The following is a 22,806-nucleotide window of genomic DNA, read 5'->3' on the forward strand; positions in this document are numbered from 1 at the left end:
AATCATTAATATAGACTGCTTTACCCGCCTCCCTGCCCTGTTTTAGGCTAGGGCCACCTCTTCTGAACGGAAACGAGCCTCATGTTGCAACGCCTGCTCACCCTCTTGCTGCTCTCCCTTATCTTGTTGCCGCCAGCCGTGCGCGCCGACGATGCCATTGCCCAGGCCGAATCCCTGTTGCAGAGCGTGCCCAAGAGCGATACCCCGGAAAACCAGAAGCTGCGGGAGAGCTACCAGCAGGCGCTGCAATTTGCCAGAGAGGCCGAGCGTTACCGGGAGCAGAGCAAAGCCTATCAGCAGATCCTTATCGATTACCCCAAGGAGTCGGCACGGCTCAAGGAGAGCCTGCACAACTATCAGCCCGCCGCTCGCCCGCCGCTGGCGAGCCTCAAGGAGGAGGCGCTGCGCCAGGCCATAGGCCTGAGCAGCAACCGTCAACTCAATCTGCGCAAGGAGCGGCAGGGGGTGATGGATAGCCTCAACCAGCTAGAGAGTACCGGGCAGGAGTATCACCTGCGGGTGGATGATCTGCGCAAACAGCTGCAACTGACCCGCAGCCAGCTGGAGCGACTGAGCTTCAGCAGCGAATCGGATCGCCAGCAGGAGGCACAGCTGCTGCTGACCAGAATGAAAGAGCAGAGCCTCTCCGACCGGATCCAGATGCTGGAGCTGGAGCAGCTCTCTGCCCAGCAGCGCAACGATCTCGGCAAGCTGAAACTGCAGGAGCTCAATCTGGCCATCGCCGACGAGGATGAGTGGCAAGCCAGCCTGCTGACCCAGCAGAACCAGCTGCGACGGGAGAAGACCGAGCAGGCGCTGGAGGAGAGCGAACGGCTGCGCAAACAGCTCACCACCGACATGCCGCTGCTGCTGGAGCAACAACAGCAGAATCAGGCGCTCTCCATCCAGCTCGGCACACTGGAAGATCAGATTGAGCGGGTGCAGGATGAGCAGCGCACCATCGACAAAAATCTGTTTGAGCTGAATGAGCTGGTCAACTCGGTGCGCGAACAGCTGGAGTGGCTGCAGATCAGTAATGCCTACGGCGAGAACCTGCGCAGCAAACTCTCCGATCTGCCTCCCCAGTTCCCCCTCGACAAGCTGGAGTCCGCCATCGTCAGCGCCCGCATGGCCAAGTACCAGTACGAGAGCGAGCAGGATGGGCTCAAGGATACCCGCCAGTTGCGCGACAAGCTGATGGCCGAAGAGGAGGTGACGCTCGATCGGCCACAGCAAGCGGTGCTCGACAACCTGCTCAAGGCCCGGCGCCAACTGCTGACCCGGCTCAACGACGCCTCAGACACCCTCATTCAGGAGCAGACTCGTCTCAAGCTTCTATACAGCCGCCAGAACAGCAAGATCGACGAGATCCGCGAAATAAGCGCCAGCCACCTGTTCTGGATGCCGGATGTGCGCCCCTTTACCCCACAGGTGATGCTCGGTATTCCTGCCGCGCTGACCCTGGCCTTCAACCCGGACAACTGGTTGCAACTGCCCTATGCCATCGCCGAGAACAGCCCGCTGAGCCTCACGCTAGCCGGTATTGGTCTGCTGGTGCTGGCCTGGAGCTGGTTCAAGCTGGCCCGTCACCTGAGCCTCTATTGCGACCATATTGCGCCGCGGATCGGCAAGGTGACCCAGGACAAATTCAGCCTCACCAGCCGCTTGCTGCTGCGCTCCCTGCTTGCCGCCCTCCCCTTGCCCGCCATGGTGCTGATGGTGCGCGGCCTGCTCGAAGGGGCCTGGCAATACCCGTTTGCGGTGGCGGTAGCACGCGGCCTTGGCGAGATCTGGTTTCTGCTGCTGGCACTGGTGATGGCCCGCCATCTGACGCTGGAGCGGGGGATTTTGATCCACCACTTCCGCTGGCCCCGGGAACAGGTGCAAAAGGTATGGGGGCAGTTTCGCACCCTGCTGCTGGTACTGATCCCGAGTTTCTTTGTGCAGGGGATGGCCAACAGCTATCAGGAGCACGCCTTCTACGACTCCCTCGGCCGGATGGCCTTCATGATCGGTGCACTCTGGCTGCTGCTGTTCTTTGCCCGCCTCAACCGGGAGCGGCTGCCGCTCACCTGGGGCCAGACCGACATGACCAAGCCCCATCTGCTGCACCACTTCATCTGGAACAGCCTGATGCTGGCGCCGCTGCTGGCGGTGATCGGCGCCCTGTTTGGCTACTTCTATACCTCGCGCACCCTGCTGCGCCAGCTGGAGCTGAGCCTGCTGATGGGGCTGGGTTGCCTGCTGATCTACTATCTGGCCAGACGCTGGATGCTGATCCAGCGCCGCCGCCTTGCCTTCGAGCGTGCCAAGAGCAAGCGGGCCGAGATGCTGGCCCAGCGCGGCCGTGACGACAATCAGGAGGAGCTAAGTTCGGAGATCCCCGATGTGGTGGAAGAGACTGAGCTGGACCTCGACACCATCAGCGCCCAGTCGCTGGGGCTGGTGCGCACCCTGCTGATGCTCGGCTTCACCATGCTGGTGGTAGTGCAATGGTCGGATCTCAACTCGGCGTTCAGCTTCCTCAGCAATATCGAGGTATGGCAGGTGAGCAGCAAGATTGGTGGCATCGAGCAGCTCTCCGCCATCACCCTGCAGGATCTGATGCTGACCGCCTTCGTCTTCATCCTGACCGTGGTGACCGCCCGCAACCTGCCGGGGCTGATGGAGCTGACCCTGCTTCAGCACCTCAGCCTCTCTCCCGGAACCGGCTTTGCACTCACCACGATCAGCAAGTATCTGGTGATCCTCGTTGGCGCCCTCACCGGTTTCTCCATGCTCGGTATCGACTGGTCGAAGACCCAGTGGCTGGTAGCCGCCCTCTCGGTAGGGCTGGGTTTCGGCCTGCAGGAGATCTTCGCCAACTTTGTTTCCGGCCTCATCATCCTGTTCGAGAAACCAATCCGGCTCGGTGACACTGTTACTATTCGCGATCTCACCGGCACCGTCACCAAGATCAAAACCCGGGCGACCACCATAGTGGATTGGGATCGCAAGGAGATCATCGTGCCCAACAAGGCCTTTATCACCGAGCAGTTCATCAACTGGTCGCTCTCCGATGCGATAACCCGGGTCAAACTGCGTATCCGGATCGGTCTGACCCGTGATCCGAAACTGGTGCAACGTATTCTTGAGGAGGCGATCCATGCCTCTACTTTGGTACTGGAGACCCCCAGTCCGGAAGTATTCCTGATCGAATTCACCGACTCGGCGCTGATCTACGAGATCCGCCTCTACGTCAACAACATGGATCACCGGATGCCCATCACTCACGAGGTTCACTCGCTGGTGCTGGAGAAGATGCAACAGCAGGGACTTACCCTGCCCCATCAACAGATCGACATTCACCTGAGCCGCGGCTGATCCGCGAGTTGAAAGGAGCAGAACATGCAGATTATTGCCCACCGTGGCGCCAGCGGCCTGGCCCCCGAAAACACTCTCAAGGCGATGGCCAAAGCGCTGGAGCTGGGAGCATCAGCCATCGAGATCGACGTGCAGGCGGCCGATGGCGAGTTGTGGGTCTTCCACGACCGGCGGCTGGAGCGCTGCACCAATGGCAAGGGGGTGCTGACCGAGCAATCCCGCTCCTATCTGGAGCAGCTCGATGCCGGTGAGGGAGAGGTGCTCCCGACCCTGTGGCAGGTGATGGAGATCATCGCCGGACGCTGCGAGCTGCATATCGAGCTCAAGGGGGCCCATAGCGCCGATGCGGTGGCAGACCTGACCCGACGGGCAGAGGCCGAGCTGGGCTTTACTCCCGGCCAGTGGGTGGTCTCCTCCTTCCATCACCCGGAGCTGGCCCGATTTGCCGCCTTGCGGCCCGATATCCGGCTCGGTGCTCTGACCGCCAGCCTGCCGCTCAACCTGGCGCAGTTTGCCGACGAGCTGGGGGCCTGGTCCATCAATTGCGATGTTGATTTCATCGACGCCGCGCTGGTCGATGATGCACATCGCCGGGGGCTCAAAGTTCTGGTTTATACCGTTGATTATCCAGAAGATTATGAAACGCTCTCTAGCATGGGGATCGATGGAATCTTCACCAATCGACCAGATCGTTTTCTGACGCAGTGAGGGGGCGATACGCACATGGATAACCACTGATTTAAGCACTAACTTTAAATAGCTGACCGGGATACAAAGAGTTCAACTTCAGCCGATAAACAGAGGCTCATAACAATAACTAGATTCCACACACACTTCAGACTGACGCTCACAAGGATGTAACTATGAACTTATCCATTAAAAACAAGCTTGTCCTGGCTATCGGGGTCATCATTCTGGTGATCACCTGCCTGCAGGTCTGGTACAACACCTCGCAACTGCGCAGCGAGACCCAGCGACTGGTCTGGAACATCATCGACGAAAGCTCCATGGCCAACGTCAAGGGGATCTCCCGCTGGGTCGACTCCCGGATCAGCATGGTCAGCACCACCAAGGAAGCATTCGCCAAAGAAGACGAGCCCATAAGTCATCTGGCCCAGTCCATGAATGCCGGTGGCTTCGACCTGGTCTATGCCGGTACCGAAGACGGCAAGATGATCCAGAGCAAACCAACCGACTTGCCCGCCGGTTATGACCCACGTCAACGCCCCTGGTACAAGGACGCGGCCGCCGCAGGCAAGCTGGTCATTACAGCCCCCTATGCCGACATCTCCACCGGCCAGCTGATTGTCACCATTGCCGAGCCGTTCCAGCGCGGCAATACCCAGGGGGTCATCGCCGGTGACGTCTCCATCAGCTCACTGATCTCGGATATTCTGGCGGTCACCACCGAGGGTACCTACGCCATGCTGGTGGACAGCAATGGCACCATCATCGCGCACCCAGATGCCTCCCTGAGCCTGAAACCCGCCACTGCGTTAGCCCCTGAGTTGACCGCATCTTACATCAACCAGATAGCTCATGACGGTACGATCAACGAGCTGGTGATCAGCGGCAAGAAAGAGGTCTTTGACTTTAACGCCATCCCCAATACCAACTGGTATTACGGCATGATGGTGGATGAGGAAACCGCCTACCAGTCAGTCCGCAGCATGGTCACCTCTTCCCTTATCCAGGGGCTTATCACCATACTGATCGTGGCTGGTTTCTCCTATGTCGCCATCAACGGCTCGCTGGCGCCCCTGAAAACGCTGGGCGAAGCGATTGCCGATCTCTCACGCGGTAACGGCGACTTGACCCGTCGCATCAAGATTGAGCGTGAGGATGAGGTAGGCGCGGTTGCCAAACACGTCAACACCTTCATCGATCGGATCCATGTAATGGTGCAGGATATCTCCAACTCTTCCGGCCAACTCAACCAGCAAGCCAAGTCCTCCCACAGCATGGCGGAGAAGGCGAATCAGGGGCTGGCACGCCAGCAAAACGAGATCTCCCAGATCGCCACGGCTGTCCATGAGATGTCCGCCACTGCCGTTGAAGTGGCCAGCAACGCCGAACAGACCGCCGAAGCTGCCCGCTCCTCTAGCAGCAGCTGCGAGCATGGCAAACAGGTGATTGCCCGCAACCAGCGCTCCATTACCGATCTGGCAACCCAGGTTGCCCAGGCATCGGACATTATTCAGGAGCTCGAGAAGAATGCTCAGGAGATCAACACCATTCTCTCCACCATTCAGGGCATCGCTGAACAGACCAACCTGCTGGCACTCAACGCAGCTATCGAAGCAGCCCGCGCTGGCGAACAGGGCCGGGGTTTCGCTGTGGTGGCTGACGAAGTGCGGGTGCTGTCACAGCGTACCCATAGCTCTACCGTCGAGATCCGCAATATGATCGAGACCCTGCAGCGCAATACCCAGGGTGCAGTCAGCACCATGCATGAAGGCCAGCTGCTTGCCCAGAACAGCGTGGATGACGCCAACAACGCCACCCAGGCGCTGGAACAGATTACCTCCTCCATCAATCAGATCTCCGACATGGCGACCCAGATCTCCAGCGCGGCGGAAGAGCAACGAGCGGTGACCGACGAGGTCAGCCGCAACATTCAGGCGGTGAAAGATGTCTCGGATGAACTGGCGGTAGATGCTGACAGCTCACGCCATCTCTCTGAACAACTTAAAAATATTTCGGGTGAATTGAGTAACCAGGTCGGTATGTTCCGCATTTGACGATGATAAGAAAGGGGCCGTACAGGCCCCTTTACTTTTTTAAATATCGCTTAATTATCAGTGAGTAATCTAACACCAGCGTCGCCTCCTCACCTTCCTGTTGCCCCCCGCCATGCAGTAGCTCCCATCGGATACACTACACTTTTTCAGTCGATAAAAGGATTAGTAATTTTTATGCATGCATTTAAATGCCAATAATTATCATTAAAAATTTTTAATAAAAAACTTAAAATTTTTTTCTGAAGTACCTAAAAAGAGAGGTGATTCGCATTTTGGTGAAAGAAAACTACGTACAATCTGGATGTTAAAGTATCTGTAGCATGGTGTTTGACTGCTCAGTAACACCGAAAAATGGCGATAATTACGACATTTTCGTCCAGGGAATTGGGTGTTTTACAAAAAAATCACTAATAAAAAGGGAATAAAACCTGGCAGTTTGACTTGCATCAAGCCTGAATTTTTTTCATAGAGCAAAATCGTGCCCAGCAAATCTATCCCTAAGGAGGCAGATGTGGATATTATCAAGACCGATGTGGCCATCATCGGTGCTGGCGGTACCGGCTTACGCGCCGCTATCGCTATAGCCGAATCACAGCCAGACCTGGACATCGCCCTGATTTCCAAGGTTTACCCGATGCGCAGCCACACGGTAGCTGCCGAAGGCGGCGCTGCCGGAGTCGTCCGTGATGACGACTCCCTCGAAAACCACTTCAACGACACCGTCTCCGGTGGTGACTGGCTGTGTGAGCAGGACGTTGTCGATTACTTCGTCAACAATGCGACCAAAGAGATGATCCAGCTGGAGCACTGGGGTTGCCCCTGGAGCCGCAAGCCGGATGGCAAAGCCAACGTGCGTCCTTTTGGTGGCATGAAGGTACCCCGTACCTGGTTCGCTGCTGACAAATCCGGTTTCCACATTCTGCACACCCTGTTCCAGACCTCCGTCAAATACCCGAGCATCAAGCGCTTCGACGAGCACTTCTGCCTCGATCTGATCGTGGAAGATGGTCGTGTTCAGGGCGTTCTGACCTTTGACATCCAGAACGGCATCACCCGCTTCATCCAGGCTAAATCCGTGATTCTGGCAACTGGTGGTGCTGGTCGTGTGTACCGTTACAACACCAACGGCGGCATCGTGACCGGTGACGGCATGGCGCTGGCCTATCGTCACGGCGTACCGCTGCGTGACATGGAATTCGTTCAGTATCACCCGACCGGTCTGCCGGGTACCGGCATCCTGATGACCGAAGGTTGTCGTGGTGAGGGTGGCGTCCTGCTCAACAAGGATGGCTACCGCTACCTGCAAGACTACGGCTTGGGCCCGGAAACTCCGATCGGCCAGCCGAAGAGCAAATACATGGAACTGGGTCCGCGCGACCGCGTTTCCCAGGCATTCTGGCAAGAGCAGCAGAAAGGCCGCGTCATTCAGGGCCCGATGGGCGATGTGGTTCACCTCGACCTGCGTCACCTCGGCGAGAAGTACTTGAAAGAGCGTCTTCCGTTCATCTGCGAACTGGCCAAAGCCTACGTCAACGTGGATCCGGCCAAAGAGCCCATCCCGGTACGTCCGACTGCCCACTACACCATGGGTGGTATCGAGACCGACAACAAGTGTGCCACCCGTCTGGCCGGCCTCTACGCCGCTGGCGAATGTGCCTCCGTTGGTCTGCACGGCGCCAACCGTCTGGGTTCCAACTCCCTGTCCGAGATCGTGGTATTCGGCAAGCTGGCTGGTGAACAGGCCGGTGAATTCGCCAAGACCCAGAAACACGGCAACACCGAAGCACTGGCAGCCAAGGCCGAGGCGCTCATCAAGCAGCACCTCTCCCTGCTCGACATTGATGGCACTGAAAACCCGGCCGATATCCGCAACGAGCTGGGCATGTCCATGGAAGCCGGTGTCGGTATCTACCGTACCGAAGAGCTGATGCAGGGCACCATCGACAAGATCAACGAGCTGAAAGCCCGTTACAAGAAGGTCAAGATCAACGACAAGTCCTCTGTCTTCAACACCGACCTGCTGTACGCCATCGAACTGGGCTACATGCTGGACGTGGCAGAAGCCATGGCGCACTCCGCCATCAATCGTAAAGAGTCCCGCGGTTCCCACCAGCGTCTGGATGGTTACGAAGAGCGTGATGACGTGAACTTCCTCAAGCACACGCTCTCGTTCTACCAAAATGGCGAAACGCCCTCCATCGATTACTCCGATGTGAAGATCACTAAGTCCCAGCCGGCAAAACGCGTGTACGGCTCCGAGGGTGAGAAACAAGACGAGGCTAAGAAGAATGGCTGAGATGATTGAAATTGAAATCCTGCGCTATCGTCCGGAGCAGGATAACGAGCCCTGGATGCAGACCTTCCAGGTGCCCTATCAGAGAGAGATGTCTCTGCTGGATGCACTGCAGTACATCAAGGATCACCTGGACTCTACCCTGAGCTTCCGCTGGTCCTGCCGGATGGCGATCTGCGGCTCCTGCGGCATGATGGTCAACGGTGTTCCCAAGCTGGGTTGCAAAGCGTTCCTGCGCGACTATCTGCCGGGCAAGATGACCATCGAGCCGCTCAACAACTTCCCGATCGAGCGCGACTTGGTGGTCGACATGTCCGATTTCATCGAGAAGCTGGAGAGCATCAAGCCGTACATCATCCCGAGCGAGCCGCGCAACCTGTGCGATGGCGAGTACATCCAGACTCCGGCGGAGATGGCGAAGTACAAGCAGTTCTCCCAGTGCATCAACTGTGGTCTCTGCTACGCGGCCTGCCCGCAGTACGGCATCAACAAGAAGTTCACCGGTCCGGCGGCACTGGCTCTGGCCTATCGCTACAACGTCGACAACCGTGATGCCGGCGCCAAAGAGCGTATGCGCATCATCAGCCAGGACGAAGGCGTCTGGGGCTGTACCTTCGTGGGCTACTGCTCCGAAGTGTGCCCGAAGGGCGTCGATCCGGCAGCGGCCATCCAGCTTGGCAAGGTAGAGAGTGCCAAGGACTACATGATCGCCATGTTCAAGCCAGATTGAGAGCAGGATTGAGACCATGAACAACACTGAAAGCAAACGTAAACCTTACGTCCGTGAAATGAAGAAAGACTGGTGGCTAAAGAACGCCTTCTACACCGGTTACATGATCCGCGAAGGCACCAGTATCTTCGTCTCCATCTACGCTGTTGTGCTGATGTGGGGTCTGATGCGTCTGGTACAGGGTCAGGAAGCGTTCAACGGCTGGCTGGAATCCCTGCAAAGCCCGATCGCCATCCTGTTCCATGTGATTGCGCTGGCAGCCTGCCTGTTCCACGCCAAGACCTGGTTCGCACTGGCGCCGAAAGCCATGCGTATCTTCCGTGGTGAAGACCTGGTGCCGGAGAAACCGATCGTCATCGCCCAGTATGTGGCGCTGGCTGTGGTATCCCTGCTTGTCCTGATCATCGTGGCCTGAGGAGAAAACAATGAGACGTTCTGACGAGCCAATTTACTGGGGTCTGTTTGGTGCGGGTGGCATGGTCGTTGCCATGCTGCTGCCGGTCATTGTCCTCATCACCGGTCTGCTGGTACCCATGGGTATCATGGACGTAGAGACCATGAGCTACGAGCGCGTGCTCGAATTCGCCAGCTCCTGGTGGGGTGCCTGCATCCTGCTGGTGATCATCGCTCTGCCGATCTGGCACGGCATGCACCGTATCTACCACGGTTTGCATGATCTCGGGATCCACACCACCAAGCTGCACCACTATGTGTTCTATGGCTTTGCCTTCCTGGTATCTGCCATTACCGTCGGCCTGCTGATGGTACTGGTACTCCAGTAATCACATCTGACTGATAGACCAAACCGGGCACTCTGCCCGGTTTTTTTATCCTCCTGAACAGCTGAAAAGGGCCAGCAAGATTGCTCAGGCTGGCCCTTTTCAGCTGCATTTCCTGATGAGCACCTACTCCATCGGCGGCAAGAAACGGCGCATCACCTCGTCGGCATGCCCTCCTTCCTGAAACGCCACCAGAGCCTGATTGAGGTTGTTCACCAGCTCGTGAGCGCGGGGGGAGCCCTTGCTGACCAGCAGGTAAAACTGCTTTCGGCTGGGCAAGACGAGGTTGAGCAATCCACTCTCGCTCTGGTAAATCCCGAGACTGATGCCACTCACCAGTGGTTCAATTTCGCTTGGCAGAAAATCGCAGCGATCCCGCTCCAGCATATCGAGCGCCTGCTGTAACTGCCTCACCCTGCGTGGCTCCTGTGCCAAACCGTAGGGGGTGTAGTTATAGCCAATCACCCCGCACACACGTGAGCGATTGACCATCTGTAAATCTGGTGCGTCGGGGAAGCGACGCTTGAGATAGAAAAAGCCGAGGCGGGTGTAATAGAGAGGAACGCTGTAGAAAGCAAACTCGGCCCGCTCCGGTTTGTAACTGGCATCCCAGGTCAACTCGCACAGACCATTCTGGCGATAGTCTGCCAGCTCCTGCTGGACCCGCGCCCAGGGAAGATAGCGGATCTGATATGACAATCCGCTCTTTTCCAATGCATCGAGCACGAGTGTGGTCGCCGAACCGGTCAGACGGCTGGTATCGGGCATCCCGTCCTTGCGCTCCCAGTAGGTAAAGGGAGCCCACTCGTTGCCCTCCCCCAAACAGATCCGTACCACAGGTCCTTGTGCCCATAGCACGGGTGAGAGGCTAGCCAGCACAAGCCCAGTCAACCATGTCACCGCTCGTTTCATCTCCCGCTCCCGAACTGTTTTCTCCTCTTGCAGCTTAGTCCAGAAGGGATAGCGCTCATTCGTCAATAACACTTTCATGCCATAACGCCAGCAAATTGGCCGGAATGGCACCATAACGAAGCTGCGGGGTCTGGTGCCAATCAGCCAGCTTGTGCAGGGCTTTCACCAGATCCTGTGCAAGCGTGCGAGTCACTCTCACCCCGACTTCCAGATAGAGACTCTTGATCTCGAAGATCCCCTGCTGGCGATGGGCCTTGGCATCCATTCTGCCCACCAGCTTGCCGCGATGGAGCAAGGGCAACACAAAGTAGCCATACTGGCGCTTGGTGGCCGGGGTATAGCACTCGATGCGATAGTCGAAGTTGAACAGTTCACTGGCCCGTTTGCGATCCCACACCAGCGGGTCGAACGGCGACAAGGCCGTGGTATGGGTTGCCTTGAGACGGCCCTCCTTGACCTGCATCAGCTCATCGGCCAGAGATACGTGCACAAAGGCATCGTGCTGCCACCCCTCCACCCGAACCGGCAGCAGCTCACCTTCGTCCGCCAGCAGATGGAGCAGGACATCATATTTGCCGCGCCGCAGCCGATAGTAGTCCGCAACCCAGCCGGTTTTGACCAGCCCCAGCGCACGGCAACTGGCACGTACCATATCCCGCTGCGCCTCTGCAACACTCGGCAGATGCAGCTGGTCGCTCCATTCGGGAATGACCCGCTCGGCCAAGTCATAGACCCGCTGAAAATTGCGCCGCTCCCGCACCATCAACTGACCGGTGGTAAACAACACCTCCAGATGGCGTTTCTCCGGCTTCCAGTCCCACCAGCCGCTCCCCTTGCCTGTTGTGCGCTCAAAGTCGATCGCCCGCACCGGACCATGGTCACGAATGCGCTCGATAAGCTGGTCAATCTCCTGCTGATGGGTTGCAAGCCAGTTGGCCGAAAACTTCCAGCCCATGGCCGCGGGGTCGAGCATCCGGTGGCGCAACAGCCGGTAATCCTCGCGGGGTACAAAACAGGCCTCGTGAGCCCAATATTCGAAGATCTCGCCGTCGGCCAGCAACTGCTCCAGCCAGTTCGGTTCGTACTGGCCAAGCCGGCTAAAGAGCACCAGATAGGGGCTGCGGGCAACCACCGAGATGGTATCAATCTGCAGCAACGCCATTCGGCGAATGGTGGCCAGCAGATTGGCCGGGGTCGCCTTGCTGCGACGGGGGACGAGCAGCCCCTGCGCCGCCAGCTGCAGATGACGGGCATCTTGCAGTGAGATGTGGGGTATGGACATGAAAACAGGGCATCCGTTCCAGAAGTCAGGCGATCAGCATGCCCAATCCATGATCAAATGAATACACCCAGTTCAAGGTTTGGTGATAACCGCCACATCGGTGTGGGGGAAGCTGAGCTCGGCCTGCCAGCTGGCGGCCTGCACCTGAAATGATGCCTCGGAAAAGAAGACGATGTGGGTCGGGTCGTGGCGATAGCGCCAGTTTTTAAACCGCTCGTCACCGAGTACCCGCTGGGTCTGCAGCACCAGCACACCGCCCGGCTTGAGGCAATCCCACAGTTTGTTCAGCACGGCACGCGGCTCGGCGATATGCTCGATCACCTCGGTACTGGTGATGAAGTCGTACTGGCGCGTCAGCAACTCGGGAAAATCGGCGTAGAACTTGTCATACCCCGCCATCTGGTAACCCGCCTCGCGCCCCATCGCCACCAGCGCTGGGCCTGGGCCACAGCCAAAATCGAGGCCGCAGGCAGGAGTCGGCACCCGGCTCAACACCTCGCCAAATGCCCGCATCAGAAAGGTGCGATAACGGGGATCATCCACCCGGTTGTCGTGACTGTCATAAACCGCCTTCTCGGCAGTCTCATCCAGATGATCCGCCTCATCCAGCCAGACCAGCTCGCACGCGAGGCAGCGATGATAGCGCTTGCCTGCCACCGGCAGGGGATAACTGCGATGACTGGCACACAGGGGGCAGCAGACGTTGGATGACATGACGGTTCCTCTTGGGTGCTTCCTGTTGGATAACAGCGGCGCAGATTGCCTGCCCGCTGCCTCGCTGACAACTTTTTTTGCTCCTTAAGGGTTTCTTAAGTTTGCCCTTTTACTCTCAAACCATCGCAAGAGAAGGAGTCACCCATGACCATTGAGATCCAAGCACCCTACCGGTTGATCCTGGCCGAGTCCCCGCAGCAGGTCATGGCGCTGCAAACCTATATCCAGGCCGCCTACACCCGTGAGTTCAATGCCCGTATTCCCCATTTTCTCCCCTGCCTGCTGGGTCTCTATCGGGCAGACGGGACGCTGGTCGGTGCCTGTGGTCTCAATCATGCCAGTGAGGGGACTCTCTATCTGGAACAGTATCTGGAGCAACCCATCGAGGCGGCCATCAACACCCGCCTCGGGGTCTATCCGGCACGCCACCGCATTATCGAAGTGGGCAATCTGGCCTGCAGCGAACCGGGCAATGCCCGCCTGATGTTTGCGGCCCTGTGTCGTCTGCTGTGTGAAAACGCCCTCGACTACGTGGTCTTTACCGGCACCGCCAAGCTGCGCAACAGCTTTGCCCGCCTGCAACTCAACCCGGTGGAGCTGGCCCCCGCCCAGGCCCATCAGGTGGGGGCCGACGCCGATGCCTGGGGTGAGTACTACCGTTGCCAACCCAAGGTGATGGTGGGCGACATCAATCAGGGGCGCGAGGTGCTGGCCCAGAGCAGCCTGCTGCTCAATCTGCTGGCCCCCATGCCGACCCTGTTTGACGATACCAGCAAGAGTAATGACAACCTGACCAATCAAAAAAGGTGCGCCCAATGAGCCTGTTCGACGCCATCGCCAAACATGCCCACGAGGATCCTCAGTCGCCTGCACTAGTGAGCAGCCAGCAGCGTCTCGATTATCAGACCCTGTGGCAACAGATCCAGCGTCTGGCCAGCCAACTGCAACAGCTCGACATCAATCGTCTGGCTCTGCAGCTGGACAACGGCCTGCCCTGGGCGCTGCTGGATCTCGCCTGCACCCGTGCCGGTATCGTGGTCATCCCGGTGCCCCACTTCTTCAGTCAGGCCCAGCAGGCCTGGTTGCTGGAGAGCAGCGGCGCCGATGCGCTGGTGGGCCCACATCATCAGGGGTGGCATGCCGCCGAGCCGCTCTCGCTGATCACCGGAGAGCTGCCGCTCTGGCGCCACACACCAGCCAATCGACCGGCGCTGCCCAAAGGCACCGCCAAGATCACCTACACCTCCGGCACTACGGGCCAGCCCAAGGGCGTCTGCCTGTCACTGAGCCAGATGATGGCGGTGAGCCATGCGCTGGCTGAGCGGGTCGCGCTAGCCAAGGTGGAAAAACACCTGACCCTGCTGCCGCTGGCGACCCTGCTTGAGAACATCACCGGCCTCTATGTGCCGCTGCTGACCGGCGCTTGCAGTCGCATTCCGTCCCTCGGCGAACTCGGCTTCACCGGCTCCAGCTCGCTCAATCCAGCCATGCTGGGGGAGGCCCTGCTGCGCTGGCCGACCCACAGTCTGGTGCTGGTGCCCGAACTGCTGCGCTTGCTGCTGGCGCTCTGCACCAGCACCCCAGTGCTGGCCCAGCAGCTCAAGAGTCTGCGCTTTATTGCCGTCGGTGGCGGCAAGGTGGCTCCCGACCAGATCAAACACGCCCGCCAGCTCGGCCTGCCGGTGTATGAGGGATATGGCCTCTCGGAGTGCGGCTCCGTGGTGGCACTCAACAGTCCGGATGCTGACAAGCCCGGCAGCGTGGGGCGTCCACTGCCCCACTGTCAGGTCTCCATTGCCACCGATGGCGAAATTATGGTGAGCGGCAGCGCCATGCTGGGCTATCTCGGCAGCAACGAACTGACTCCCGAACAGATTGCCACTGGCGATCTGGGTCATCTGGACGATGAGGGCTACCTCCATATCACCGGGCGCAAGAAGAATGTCCAGATCACCGCCTTTGGCCGCAACTTCTCACCCGAGTGGGTGGAGGCCGAAGCACAGCTTTGCCCCGCCATCGCCCGCATCGTGGTGTTTGGCGATGGTCAACCCGCCAACGTGGCGCTGATCCAACCCCTGCCGGGCAAAGAGGCGGATCTGCCACGCCAGATCGCAGGTCTGAACCAGCGGCTGCCCGATTATGCCCGGCTGCACCACTGGTTGCCGGTGGCACTCGACCAGCATCCCGGCCTGCTGACCGCCAACGGGCGCCCACGTCGCAACGAGATTTACCAACACTTTTCCCGGCAAATCAGCCAATGCCTTACAGGAGAATCGTCATGAGCTTCTATCAGACTCTGCAACAAGCAACTGCAAGTGAGCGTGAGCATCTGTTCAACGCCCCCATTATCGAAGCCTGCCGCCGTGGCGACATCAGCCGTGACACCTATCTCGCCTTTCTGGCGCAGGCCTACTACCACGTGCGCCACACGGTCCCGCTGCTGATGGCAACCGGCGGCAAGCTGGGTCAGGAGTACGAGTGGGTGCGCGGCGCCATTGCCGAATACATCGACGAGGAGTATGGCCATCAGGAGTGGATCCTCAATGACATCCGCGCCTGTGGCGGTGATGCCGAGGCAGTGCGCCACGGCCAACCGGGGCTGCCCATCGAGCTGATGGTGGCCTTTCTCTACGACCAGATCCAGCGCGGCAACCCCATGGGTTTCTTCGGCATGGTACAGGTGCTGGAAGGCACCAGCGTGGCCATCGCCCTCACCGTCGCCGACCAGCTGAAAAAGGGCCTCGGCCTGCCACCCCAGGCGATGAGCTACCTGAGCTCCCACGGCGCCCTGGATCAGGAGCACCTCAAGTTCTTTGAATCCCTGATGGATCGGGTCGAGAGCCCGGCGGATCAAGCAGCCATCATTCACGGGGCCAAGGTGGTTTATCGTCTCTATGGCGAGATGCTCTACAACCTCACCGCCACTGTATAAGTTGGCAGCAGACAGCAAAAAGGGAACCCACACCATGAACCTTGAAGGGAAACTCGTGCTGCTCACCGGCGCCAGCGGTGGCATAGGTGAAGAGCTCGCGCAGGAGTTGGCGGCCCAGGGGGCCCACCTGCTGCTGCATGGTCGCCGTGCTCCTGTGCTGGAACGGCTGTGCAAGTCACTGCCGCATCCCGAGCGCCATCAGGTGGTGCTCGCCGACCTCGGCTCTGCACAGGAGCGAGCCAAGCTGCTGCAACACCCGGCGCTGGAGAATGGACTCGACATCCTGATCAACAACGCTGGCTGCAACCAGTTTGCCTGGCTGGAAGATCAGAGCTTTGAGCAGGTGGAGCGCCAGCTGCTGCTCAATATCGAGGCGCCAATCCAGCTCACCCGCGCCCTGCTGCCCAGATTGCGCAAGCCGGGGATCATCATGAACATGGGGTCGAGCCTGGGCAGCATTGGCTACCCCGGTTACAGCGTCTACTGCGCCAGCAAATTTGCCCTGCGCGGCTTTAGCGAGGCGCTGGGACGGGAGCTGGAGGGGAGCGGCGTCAAGGTGCTGCACTTTGCTCCGCGCGCCACCCGCACCAAGCTCAATTCCGAGGCCGCCTACGAGATGAATGCAGCACTCGGCACCCAGACTGACAGCCCGCAAGAGGTAGCCGAAGAGGCCATCATCGCCCTGTGCAACGAGACCCGCCGCAGCTGGCTCGGCTGGCCGGAAAAACTGTTCGTACGACTCAATGCCCTGCTGCCCGGCATCGTCGACAAGGCGTTGGCCAGACAGCTGCCGATCATCAAGCGTTATGCCCGACATCTTCAGCCAGGGACGACTGATGTATGCGCCAACAGTGCGCCGCAACCAGACTTTTCTCGCCCGATCCCGACCAAGAAGGAGCATTAATATGAACTTTGTCCGTCAATCAGTGACCGCTTGTGCCATCGCCATCCTGCTGGGCTCCACCTCGGTCATGGCCGCGGATGATGCTCTCGCGCCCATCCAGCAGCAGTGGGCAGTTTGCCAGTATCAACAGAGCGGCAAGGCGAAAGAGAGCTGCCTCGAAACCCTGAGCACCCAGGCCGAAGCGGCCAGCGCCAAGGAGCCTTTTCGCGCCGATCTGCTGATCTGGTCTGCCATCGTCAAGAGCACCTGGGCGGGGGCCAAAGGGGGGCTGGGGGCACTGGGACTGGTGAAAGAGGCCAAAGCCAAGCTGGAGCTGGCGCTCAAGCAAGACCCCAAGGCGCTGGACGGCTCTGCCTACACCAGTCTGGGCTCTCTCTACTATCAGGTACCCGGCTGGCCGGTCGGCTTCGGTGATGACGAGAAGGCGGAGCAACTGCTCAAGCAGGCGCTGGCCATCAATCCGGATGGCATCGACCCCAACTTCTTCTATGGCGACTTCCTGCTGGATCAGGGGCGCAAGGCCGAGGCCAAAACCTACCTCGACAAGGCGCTGGCCGCCCCGGCCCGCCCGGGCCGGGAAGTGGCCGACGAAGGGCGCAGAATGGAGATCCGCGAACGGCTGGCAAAGCTATAAACCCCTGATGGATCAAAGATCTATTTAAACTCTGCCCACCAGCTTGCATACTGGTGGGCAGCGTTCTTTATGCCACGGTCAACCTTGGCGACTGAACCACATCGCCACAGCCGACAAAAAAGGGAGAAAAGAATGCGGATCCTGCTGGTAGAAGATGATGTGATGCTGGGTGACGGTATGCAGGATGCCCTGCGCCATAGCGGCTACACGGTGGATTGGCTGCAACAGGGCTTGCCCGCTCTGGCTGCCCTCAAAAGTGACGAGTTTGCCGCCCTGATCCTCGATCTCAACCTGCCCGACATCGACGGCCTCAGCCTGCTGCGCAAACTGCGCCGGGAAGGCCACCAGCTGCCGGTGCTGATCCTCACCGCCCGCGATGCGCTGGATGATAGGGTGATCGGCCTTGATGCCGGCTCCGACGACTACATGGTCAAACCCTTCGCCCTGCAGGAACTCAACGCCCGTCTGCGCGCCCTGGTACGCCGAAGCAAGGGGCAGGCTCAGGCAGTACTGGAGTATGGCGATATTCTCATCTATCCCGAATCCCAGCAGGTCACCTATCAGGGGGAGGCGGTCAAACTCACCCCCCACGAATACAAGCTGCTGCAGGAGCTGATCAGCCAGAGCGGCCGGGTACTTAGTCGAGATCAGCTGCAACAGAGCCTCTATGGCTGGGATGAAGGTGCCGAGAGCAACGCGGTGGAGGTGCATATCCACCATCTGCGCAAGAAGTTCTACAGCGACCTCATCCGCAATATTCGTGGAGTCGGCTACATCATTCCCCAGCTCGAACAACCAAGCCGGACATCAGCACGATGAAACGTCCCCGCTCCATTCGCCGCTTTCTGCTCACCGGCATCCTGACGCTGGTGAGCCTGAGTCTCACCATCAGTGCCTTTATCGGCTACATGGAGGCGAGCCACGAGATGGAGGAGCTGTTTGATGCCCGCCTCGCCCAGTCAGCCCGTATCACCAACCAGCTGCTGGTCCGCTACCTGGCACAGCAGGGGCAACTGCCCGCCAACGGCACCGTCTATCAGGAGTGGGAGGCGCAAAATCCCGACGAGTGGCAAAAAGATCCCGGCCTCAACCTGACCGGCGAAGATCGGGAACTCACTCCCTACGGCCACGAGTTCGAACGTAACCTCTACTTCCAGCTCCTCGATGGAAAGGGCGGCCTGCTGCTGCGTGCCCCCAGCGCTCCGGCCCAGCCACTGGTTGAGCTGGCTCTCGGGTTCAACACGGTAGAGAAGGATGGACATCAGTGGCGCACCTTCACCCTCTACAACGAGCAGAAGCAGACCTGGCTGGTGGTGGCCGAGCGGGACGACGAGCGCAGCGAACTGGCCAGCAAGATGGCCACCCTTACCATGCTGCCGCTGCTGATCACCCTGCCGTTCCTGCTGGCCCTGCTCTGGTGGCTCATCACCCGCGGGCTGGCACCACTGCGCCAACTGGCACAGGCCATTAGCGAACGCCACCCCGCCAACCTGAGCCCACTCAGCCTCAAGATAAGCGCTCAGGAGTTGACCCCCCTCACCAACGAGATCAACCGCCTGATGCAGGCGCTGGCAGAGACCATAGAGCGGGAGAAGCAGTTCACCAACGAGGCGGCACACGAGCTACGCACCCCGCTGGCGGTGCTGCGGATCCACAGTGAAAATGCCCTGGCTGCCGAAGATGAAGAGAGCCGCCAGCAATCCTTGCACAAAATGCTGCAGGCACTCGACCGCAGCGATCGGCTGATCCGCCAACTGCTGACCCAGGCCCGTATCGACAACCAGCAGGGACTGGTACTGACCGAACTGGAGGTGGGACACCTGCTGCAAGGCACCCTCGCGACCCTGGCACCCATCGCTCTCAAGAAGGATCAGCAGCTGTCGCTGGAGTGTGAAGTGCCGCAGCTGGTGATGGGGCAGGCCACCCTGCTCGAGCTGCTGTTCAGCAACCTGATCGACAATGCGCTGCGCTATACCCAGCCGGAGGGCGAGATCAGGGTGCGAGTTCAGCGAGAGGGTAACCGGGTGAGGGTGGATGTGAGCGACAACGGCCCCGGCATCCCCACCAACGCCTTGAGCCGGCTGTGTGAACGCTTCTTTCGAGTCAATCCCCAGCAGGGGGATGGCGTGGGTCTCGGCATGGCCATCGTTTCACGTATCGCCCAGTTGCACGGCGCCGACCTCGATGTCCACAACCGACCGGAAGGAGGACTGGAGGTGAGTGTGCTGCTCCCGCAACCTCCGGCAAGATAAGCGATAAGCAAACAGCCCGCGATGCGGGCTGTTTTTTTCAATGACAATCTGGCTGCACGGTAAAGGTTCGACTGGCATCCACCGGGCCCAGCTCCGCCAGCAAGCGGCGGCCCAGCAGCACCGGATAGATCATCTTGCTGCGATCCCGCAGGGTAAACCACTCCTCATACACCTTGTCCCCCAGACAGATGGACATGGTCACCGTTGGCCGCTGCTCCATGCCGCCCGCCCCACGTACCGTCACGCTGCGCTCGACCCGCCTCTCGAACTGCTGCTTGACCAGTTTGCCGCTGTCGGCATCGGTCACCACCAGCATGAAGCGCACCCAGGGCTTGCCATCCCGTTTGAATCCGGTGATGGAGCGTGCATCGAGGGAAGAGGTGAGCGCCCCGGTGTCGAGCTTCATCTTCACCGCCACGCCGGTAGGCAAAATAAGCCCCTTCTCGATCCAGCCATAGGTGGTCGGGGTCTCAGCCAGCGCACTGCCACACAGTGCCAGCATCAGGGTGATCCCCACCATCATCTTGCCCATTTTACTGCCCTGCCTTGTCAATCCTGCGCCCAGATCTACCACAGTCCCATTGTGGGTCAATCCGATTTATTTCAGTTAGTTGGATAATATCTGGCGGGTCAGGAGAGAGACGACAAAGAGTGGCCGAACGGCGGCCCAAGCGGGCGGAAATATCGCAGGAGAGCAATGCACCGAAAGGTGCTGGATGAAACTGGTGGTTAACCTCAGGTTGTGACGCCAAAGGCTACCACAACAATGAGCGAATTATCAGTCTTGTTCTGAAGGGATTTTTGCCTACACTGTTGTAAACCGGAGGGCCTGAAAACCACCGGTTTTTTTGCGCCTGCCGAAAATTTGCCACTGCAAAAGTGACTTTCAACAAGGCTCAATAAGGAATTTGTAATGCGTATCGAAGAAGACTTGAAGCTCGGTTTCAAGGATGTCCTGTTCCGCCCCAAGCGCTCTACTCTCAAGAGCCGTTCCCAAGTAAGCCTGACCCGTCAGTTCACCTTCAAACACACTCAGACCCAATGGCAAGGCGTACCCGTTATCGCCGCCAACATGGATACCGTCGGCAGCTTTGCCATGGCGCGTACGCTGGCCGGTTTCGAGATGATGACCGCGGTACACAAGCACTACAGCCTTGAGCAGTGGCAAGCTTTCGTCAACGAGACTGACCCGGCGCTGCTGGGCCACGTGATGGTCTCCACCGGCACCTCGGCTGAAGATTTCGCCAAGACCCGCCAAATCCTCGCCATGTCCGAAGCGCTGCGCTTCATCTGTGTCGATGTGGCCAACGGCTACTCCGAACACTTCGTCGAGTTCGTGCGCAAGATTCGTGAAGCCTGCCCCAACCACGTCATCCTGGCGGGCAACGTGGTGACCGGCGAGATGGTCGAAGAGCTGATCCTTTCCGGCGCCGACATCGTCAAGGTCGGCATCGGCCCGGGCTCCGTCTGTACCACTCGCGTCAAGACCGGTGTCGGCTATCCGCAACTCTCCGCCATCATCGAGTGTGCCGATGCGGCCCACGGCCTCGGCGGCCAGATCGTCGGTGACGGTGGCTGCACCTGCCCGGGCGATGTCGCCAAAGCGTTCGGCGGCGGCGCCGACTTCGTGATGCTGGGCGGCATGCTGGCAGCCCACGAGGAGTGCGGTGGCGAGATCGTCGATGTAGACGGTGAGCCTTTCATGAAGTTCTACGGCATGAGCTCCTCCAGCGCCATGGACAAACACGCAGGCGGCGTCGCCGAGTACCGCGCCTCCGAGGGAAAAACCGTACTGCTGCCCTACCGCGGCCCGGTCGAGAACGCAGTGCGCGACATTCTGGGCGGCGTGCGCTCCACCTGTACCTACGTCGGTGCCAGCCAGCTGAAAGAACTCACCAAGCGCACCACCTTTATCCGGGTTCGCGAACAAGAGAACAACGTCTACGGCAAGGAGTAACTTGCCACAGCAACCGTCACGCGCTGACGGTTAGAAGCCAGTCAACCGGTGTGCTACCCTGCGCACCGGTTTTTTTGCATCTGGGATCCCGAGCCATGACCACTCCCCTGCCCCCGTTTGACTGGGACATCTTCTGCTGCGTCGTCGACAACTTCGGCGACATCGGCGTCACCTGGCGACTCGCCCGCCAGCTAAAACGGGAGGGGAATATTGCGGCACATGGCGATGAGGTTCAGGTGCGGCTCTGGGTGGACGATCTGGCAAGTTTCGCCCGCATCTGCCCCGGGCTCGACCCGGCGCAGGATGGCCAGTGGGTCGATGGGATCTATATCCAGCACTGGCATGAGACCCTGCCGACCGAAATGACACCGGCCAGAGTGGTGATCGAGGCCTTTGCCTGCGAACTGCCCGCCCCCTTCATTGAACGAATGGCCGAGCTGATGGCGAGCCAACCCAAGCCCCCCTGCTGGATCAATCTGGAGTACCTCTCGGCGGAGAGCTGGGTCGAGGATTGCCACGGCCTCGCCTCGCCCCAGCGGGTGGGCAACAAGAGCCTCAACAAATACTTCTTCTTCCCGGGCTTTACCGCTAAAACCGGCGGCCTTTTGTGCGAGCACGACCTCCTCACCGAACGGGAGCAGTGGCAGCATGATGATGCGGGACTGGCAGCCTACTGGGCCAGCCTCGGTTTGCCGCCCAGACAAGAGAACGAGCTGCGGGTCAGCCTCTTTACCTACGAGAGCGATGCGCTGCAAAGTCTGGTCGAGAGCTGGTGCCAGAGCGCCACGCCCGTCACCCTGCTGCTGCCGCTGGGGCGCTCTCTCAACGATGTGCTCACCGGCGCAGGTCTGACTGATGCCATCCCTGCAGCCAAAGCGGGGGATCTGCTCCACTCGGGCAGCCTCACCATCAAGCTGCTGCCGATGACAGATCAGGCCGGTTACGATCGACTGCTGTGGAGCTGCGATCTCAATCTGGTGCGCGGGGAGGACTCCTTCGTGCGGGCCCAGTGGGCAGTTCGTCCTTTCCTCTGGCATATCTACCAACAGGAGGAGGAGGCCCATCTGGTCAAGCTGGAGCAGTTCCTCGACCACTATCTTGCTGATCTGCCTGCCGATTGCGCCCAATGGCTGCGCCGCTTCAATCTGGCTCTCAACCGTGGTGAAGATTGCCGCGCACTCTGGGCCCAATGGCCGCAATACAGCGCGATTTGGCAGCAACATGGGCGACTCTGGTCACAGAAGCTGCTCCGGGATGGGGATCTCGTCACGAGGTTGGTGAAATTTCTGGAAAGCCGTATATAATCTGGCAGT

At 59.3% G+C, this 22,806-nt stretch carries 20 protein-coding genes; 16 read left to right on the top strand and 4 right to left on the bottom strand.

Annotated features, from left to right (window positions below; all coding sequences use genetic code 11):
- The first annotated feature begins 81 nt into the window (after nucleotides 1–81).
- The 7 genes from mscM to frdD all read left to right on the top strand — a co-directional run bounded on the left by mscM (nucleotide 82) and on the right by frdD (nucleotide 9,909).
- Nucleotides 82–3,363, top strand: coding sequence for a miniconductance mechanosensitive channel MscM (mscM, locus tag G5154_RS07590; protein WP_421250661.1), 3,282 nt, complete (start codon nucleotides 82–84; stop codon nucleotides 3,361–3,363).
- Nucleotides 3,364–3,387: 24 nt separating this feature from the next.
- The gene (locus G5154_RS07595; RefSeq protein ID WP_421250662.1) at nucleotides 3,388–4,071 is read left to right on the top strand and encodes a glycerophosphodiester phosphodiesterase; all 684 of its coding nucleotides are present in this window, start codon (nucleotides 3,388–3,390) and stop codon (nucleotides 4,069–4,071) included.
- 155 nt (nucleotides 4,072–4,226) lie between these two features.
- Entirely contained in the window at nucleotides 4,227–6,104 is a 1,878-nt protein-coding gene (locus G5154_RS07600) for a methyl-accepting chemotaxis protein (protein ID WP_421250663.1), read from the top strand.
- A 511-nt stretch (nucleotides 6,105–6,615) separates the two neighbouring features.
- Entirely contained in the window at nucleotides 6,616–8,400 is a 1,785-nt protein-coding gene (gene frdA, locus G5154_RS07605) for a fumarate reductase (quinol) flavoprotein subunit (RefSeq protein WP_005347964.1), read from the top strand.
- Nucleotides 8,393–9,127, top strand: a complete 735-nt coding sequence (locus tag G5154_RS07610; RefSeq protein ID WP_005347973.1) for a succinate dehydrogenase/fumarate reductase iron-sulfur subunit — start codon at nucleotides 8,393–8,395, stop codon at nucleotides 9,125–9,127. Before frdA ends, G5154_RS07610 begins: the two co-directional genes overlap by 8 nt.
- Before the next feature lie 16 nt (nucleotides 9,128–9,143).
- The gene (locus G5154_RS07615) at nucleotides 9,144–9,542 is read left to right on the top strand and encodes a fumarate reductase (RefSeq protein ID WP_033112664.1); all 399 of its coding nucleotides are present in this window, start codon (nucleotides 9,144–9,146) and stop codon (nucleotides 9,540–9,542) included.
- A 10-nt stretch (nucleotides 9,543–9,552) separates the two neighbouring features.
- A complete protein-coding gene (gene frdD / locus G5154_RS07620; RefSeq protein WP_005347976.1) occupies nucleotides 9,553–9,909 on the top strand; it encodes a fumarate reductase subunit FrdD in 357 nt (118 codons plus the stop codon).
- Nucleotides 9,910–10,032: 123 nt separating this feature from the next.
- On the opposite strand, the gene G5154_RS07625 is transcribed toward frdD, so the two are convergent.
- The 3 genes from G5154_RS07625 to G5154_RS07635 form a co-directional block, all read right to left on the bottom strand.
- A complete protein-coding gene (locus G5154_RS07625; RefSeq protein WP_421250664.1) occupies nucleotides 10,033–10,818 on the bottom strand; it encodes a substrate-binding periplasmic protein in 786 nt (261 codons plus the stop codon).
- A 55-nt stretch (nucleotides 10,819–10,873) separates the two neighbouring features.
- Complete coding sequence (locus G5154_RS07630) at nucleotides 10,874–12,100, bottom strand: winged helix-turn-helix domain-containing protein (protein ID WP_421250665.1); 1,227 nt, start codon at nucleotides 12,098–12,100, stop codon at nucleotides 10,874–10,876.
- A gap of 72 nt (nucleotides 12,101–12,172) precedes the next feature.
- Nucleotides 12,173–12,814: a class I SAM-dependent methyltransferase gene (locus G5154_RS07635; RefSeq protein ID WP_201946281.1), complete on the bottom strand. Its 642-nt coding sequence runs from the start codon at nucleotides 12,812–12,814 to the stop codon at nucleotides 12,173–12,175.
- Between the two features lie 144 nt (nucleotides 12,815–12,958).
- Here G5154_RS07635 and G5154_RS07640 point away from each other — a divergent pair, with 144 nt between their 5' ends.
- The 7 genes from G5154_RS07640 (at nucleotide 12,959) to G5154_RS07670 (ending at nucleotide 19,536) form a co-directional block, all read left to right on the top strand.
- Nucleotides 12,959–13,633, top strand: coding sequence for a thermostable hemolysin (locus G5154_RS07640; protein WP_421212298.1), 675 nt, complete (start codon nucleotides 12,959–12,961; stop codon nucleotides 13,631–13,633).
- Entirely contained in the window at nucleotides 13,630–15,096 is a 1,467-nt protein-coding gene (locus G5154_RS07645; RefSeq protein ID WP_421212299.1) for an AMP-dependent synthetase/ligase, read from the top strand. Before G5154_RS07640 ends, G5154_RS07645 begins: the two co-directional genes overlap by 4 nt.
- Complete coding sequence (locus G5154_RS07650; protein ID WP_202001792.1) at nucleotides 15,093–15,746, top strand: TenA family transcriptional regulator; 654 nt, start codon at nucleotides 15,093–15,095, stop codon at nucleotides 15,744–15,746. Before G5154_RS07645 ends, G5154_RS07650 begins: the two co-directional genes overlap by 4 nt.
- Before the next feature lie 34 nt (nucleotides 15,747–15,780).
- Entirely contained in the window at nucleotides 15,781–16,650 is an 870-nt protein-coding gene (locus tag G5154_RS07655) for an SDR family oxidoreductase (protein ID WP_216978197.1), read from the top strand.
- A gap of 1 nt (nucleotide 16,651) precedes the next feature.
- Entirely contained in the window at nucleotides 16,652–17,284 is a 633-nt protein-coding gene (locus G5154_RS07660; protein WP_421250666.1) for a tetratricopeptide repeat protein, read from the top strand.
- A gap of 132 nt (nucleotides 17,285–17,416) precedes the next feature.
- On the top strand, nucleotides 17,417–18,103 hold the full coding sequence (locus G5154_RS07665; protein ID WP_005348007.1) for a response regulator: 687 nt from the start codon (nucleotides 17,417–17,419) through the stop codon (nucleotides 18,101–18,103).
- On the top strand, nucleotides 18,100–19,536 hold the full coding sequence (locus G5154_RS07670) for an ATP-binding protein (RefSeq protein WP_421212301.1): 1,437 nt from the start codon (nucleotides 18,100–18,102) through the stop codon (nucleotides 19,534–19,536). The genes G5154_RS07665 and G5154_RS07670 overlap by 4 nt, the downstream gene beginning before the upstream one ends.
- A gap of 37 nt (nucleotides 19,537–19,573) precedes the next feature.
- Here G5154_RS07670 and G5154_RS07675 read toward each other — a convergent pair whose 3' ends face one another.
- Nucleotides 19,574–20,068 carry an ATP-dependent zinc protease gene (locus tag G5154_RS07675; RefSeq protein ID WP_421250667.1) on the bottom strand — a complete coding sequence of 165 codons (495 nt, stop codon included), beginning with the start codon at nucleotides 20,066–20,068 and terminating at the stop codon, nucleotides 19,574–19,576.
- A gap of 381 nt (nucleotides 20,069–20,449) precedes the next feature.
- On the opposite strand from G5154_RS07675, the gene G5154_RS07680 reads away from it, so the two are divergent.
- Both G5154_RS07680 and earP read left to right on the top strand, forming a co-directional pair.
- The gene (locus G5154_RS07680) at nucleotides 20,450–21,493 is read left to right on the top strand and encodes a GMP reductase (RefSeq protein WP_005348017.1); all 1,044 of its coding nucleotides are present in this window, start codon (nucleotides 20,450–20,452) and stop codon (nucleotides 21,491–21,493) included.
- 95 nt (nucleotides 21,494–21,588) lie between these two features.
- The gene (earP, locus tag G5154_RS07685; RefSeq protein WP_421250668.1) at nucleotides 21,589–22,797 is read left to right on the top strand and encodes an elongation factor P maturation arginine rhamnosyltransferase EarP; all 1,209 of its coding nucleotides are present in this window, start codon (nucleotides 21,589–21,591) and stop codon (nucleotides 22,795–22,797) included.
- The last annotated feature ends 9 nt before the right edge of the window (nucleotides 22,798–22,806 follow it).

Origin of the sequence: Aeromonas sp. 600527, assembly GCF_049175415.1 — a bacterium.
GTDB lineage: Bacteria > Pseudomonadota > Gammaproteobacteria > Enterobacterales > Aeromonadaceae > Aeromonas > Aeromonas veronii_A.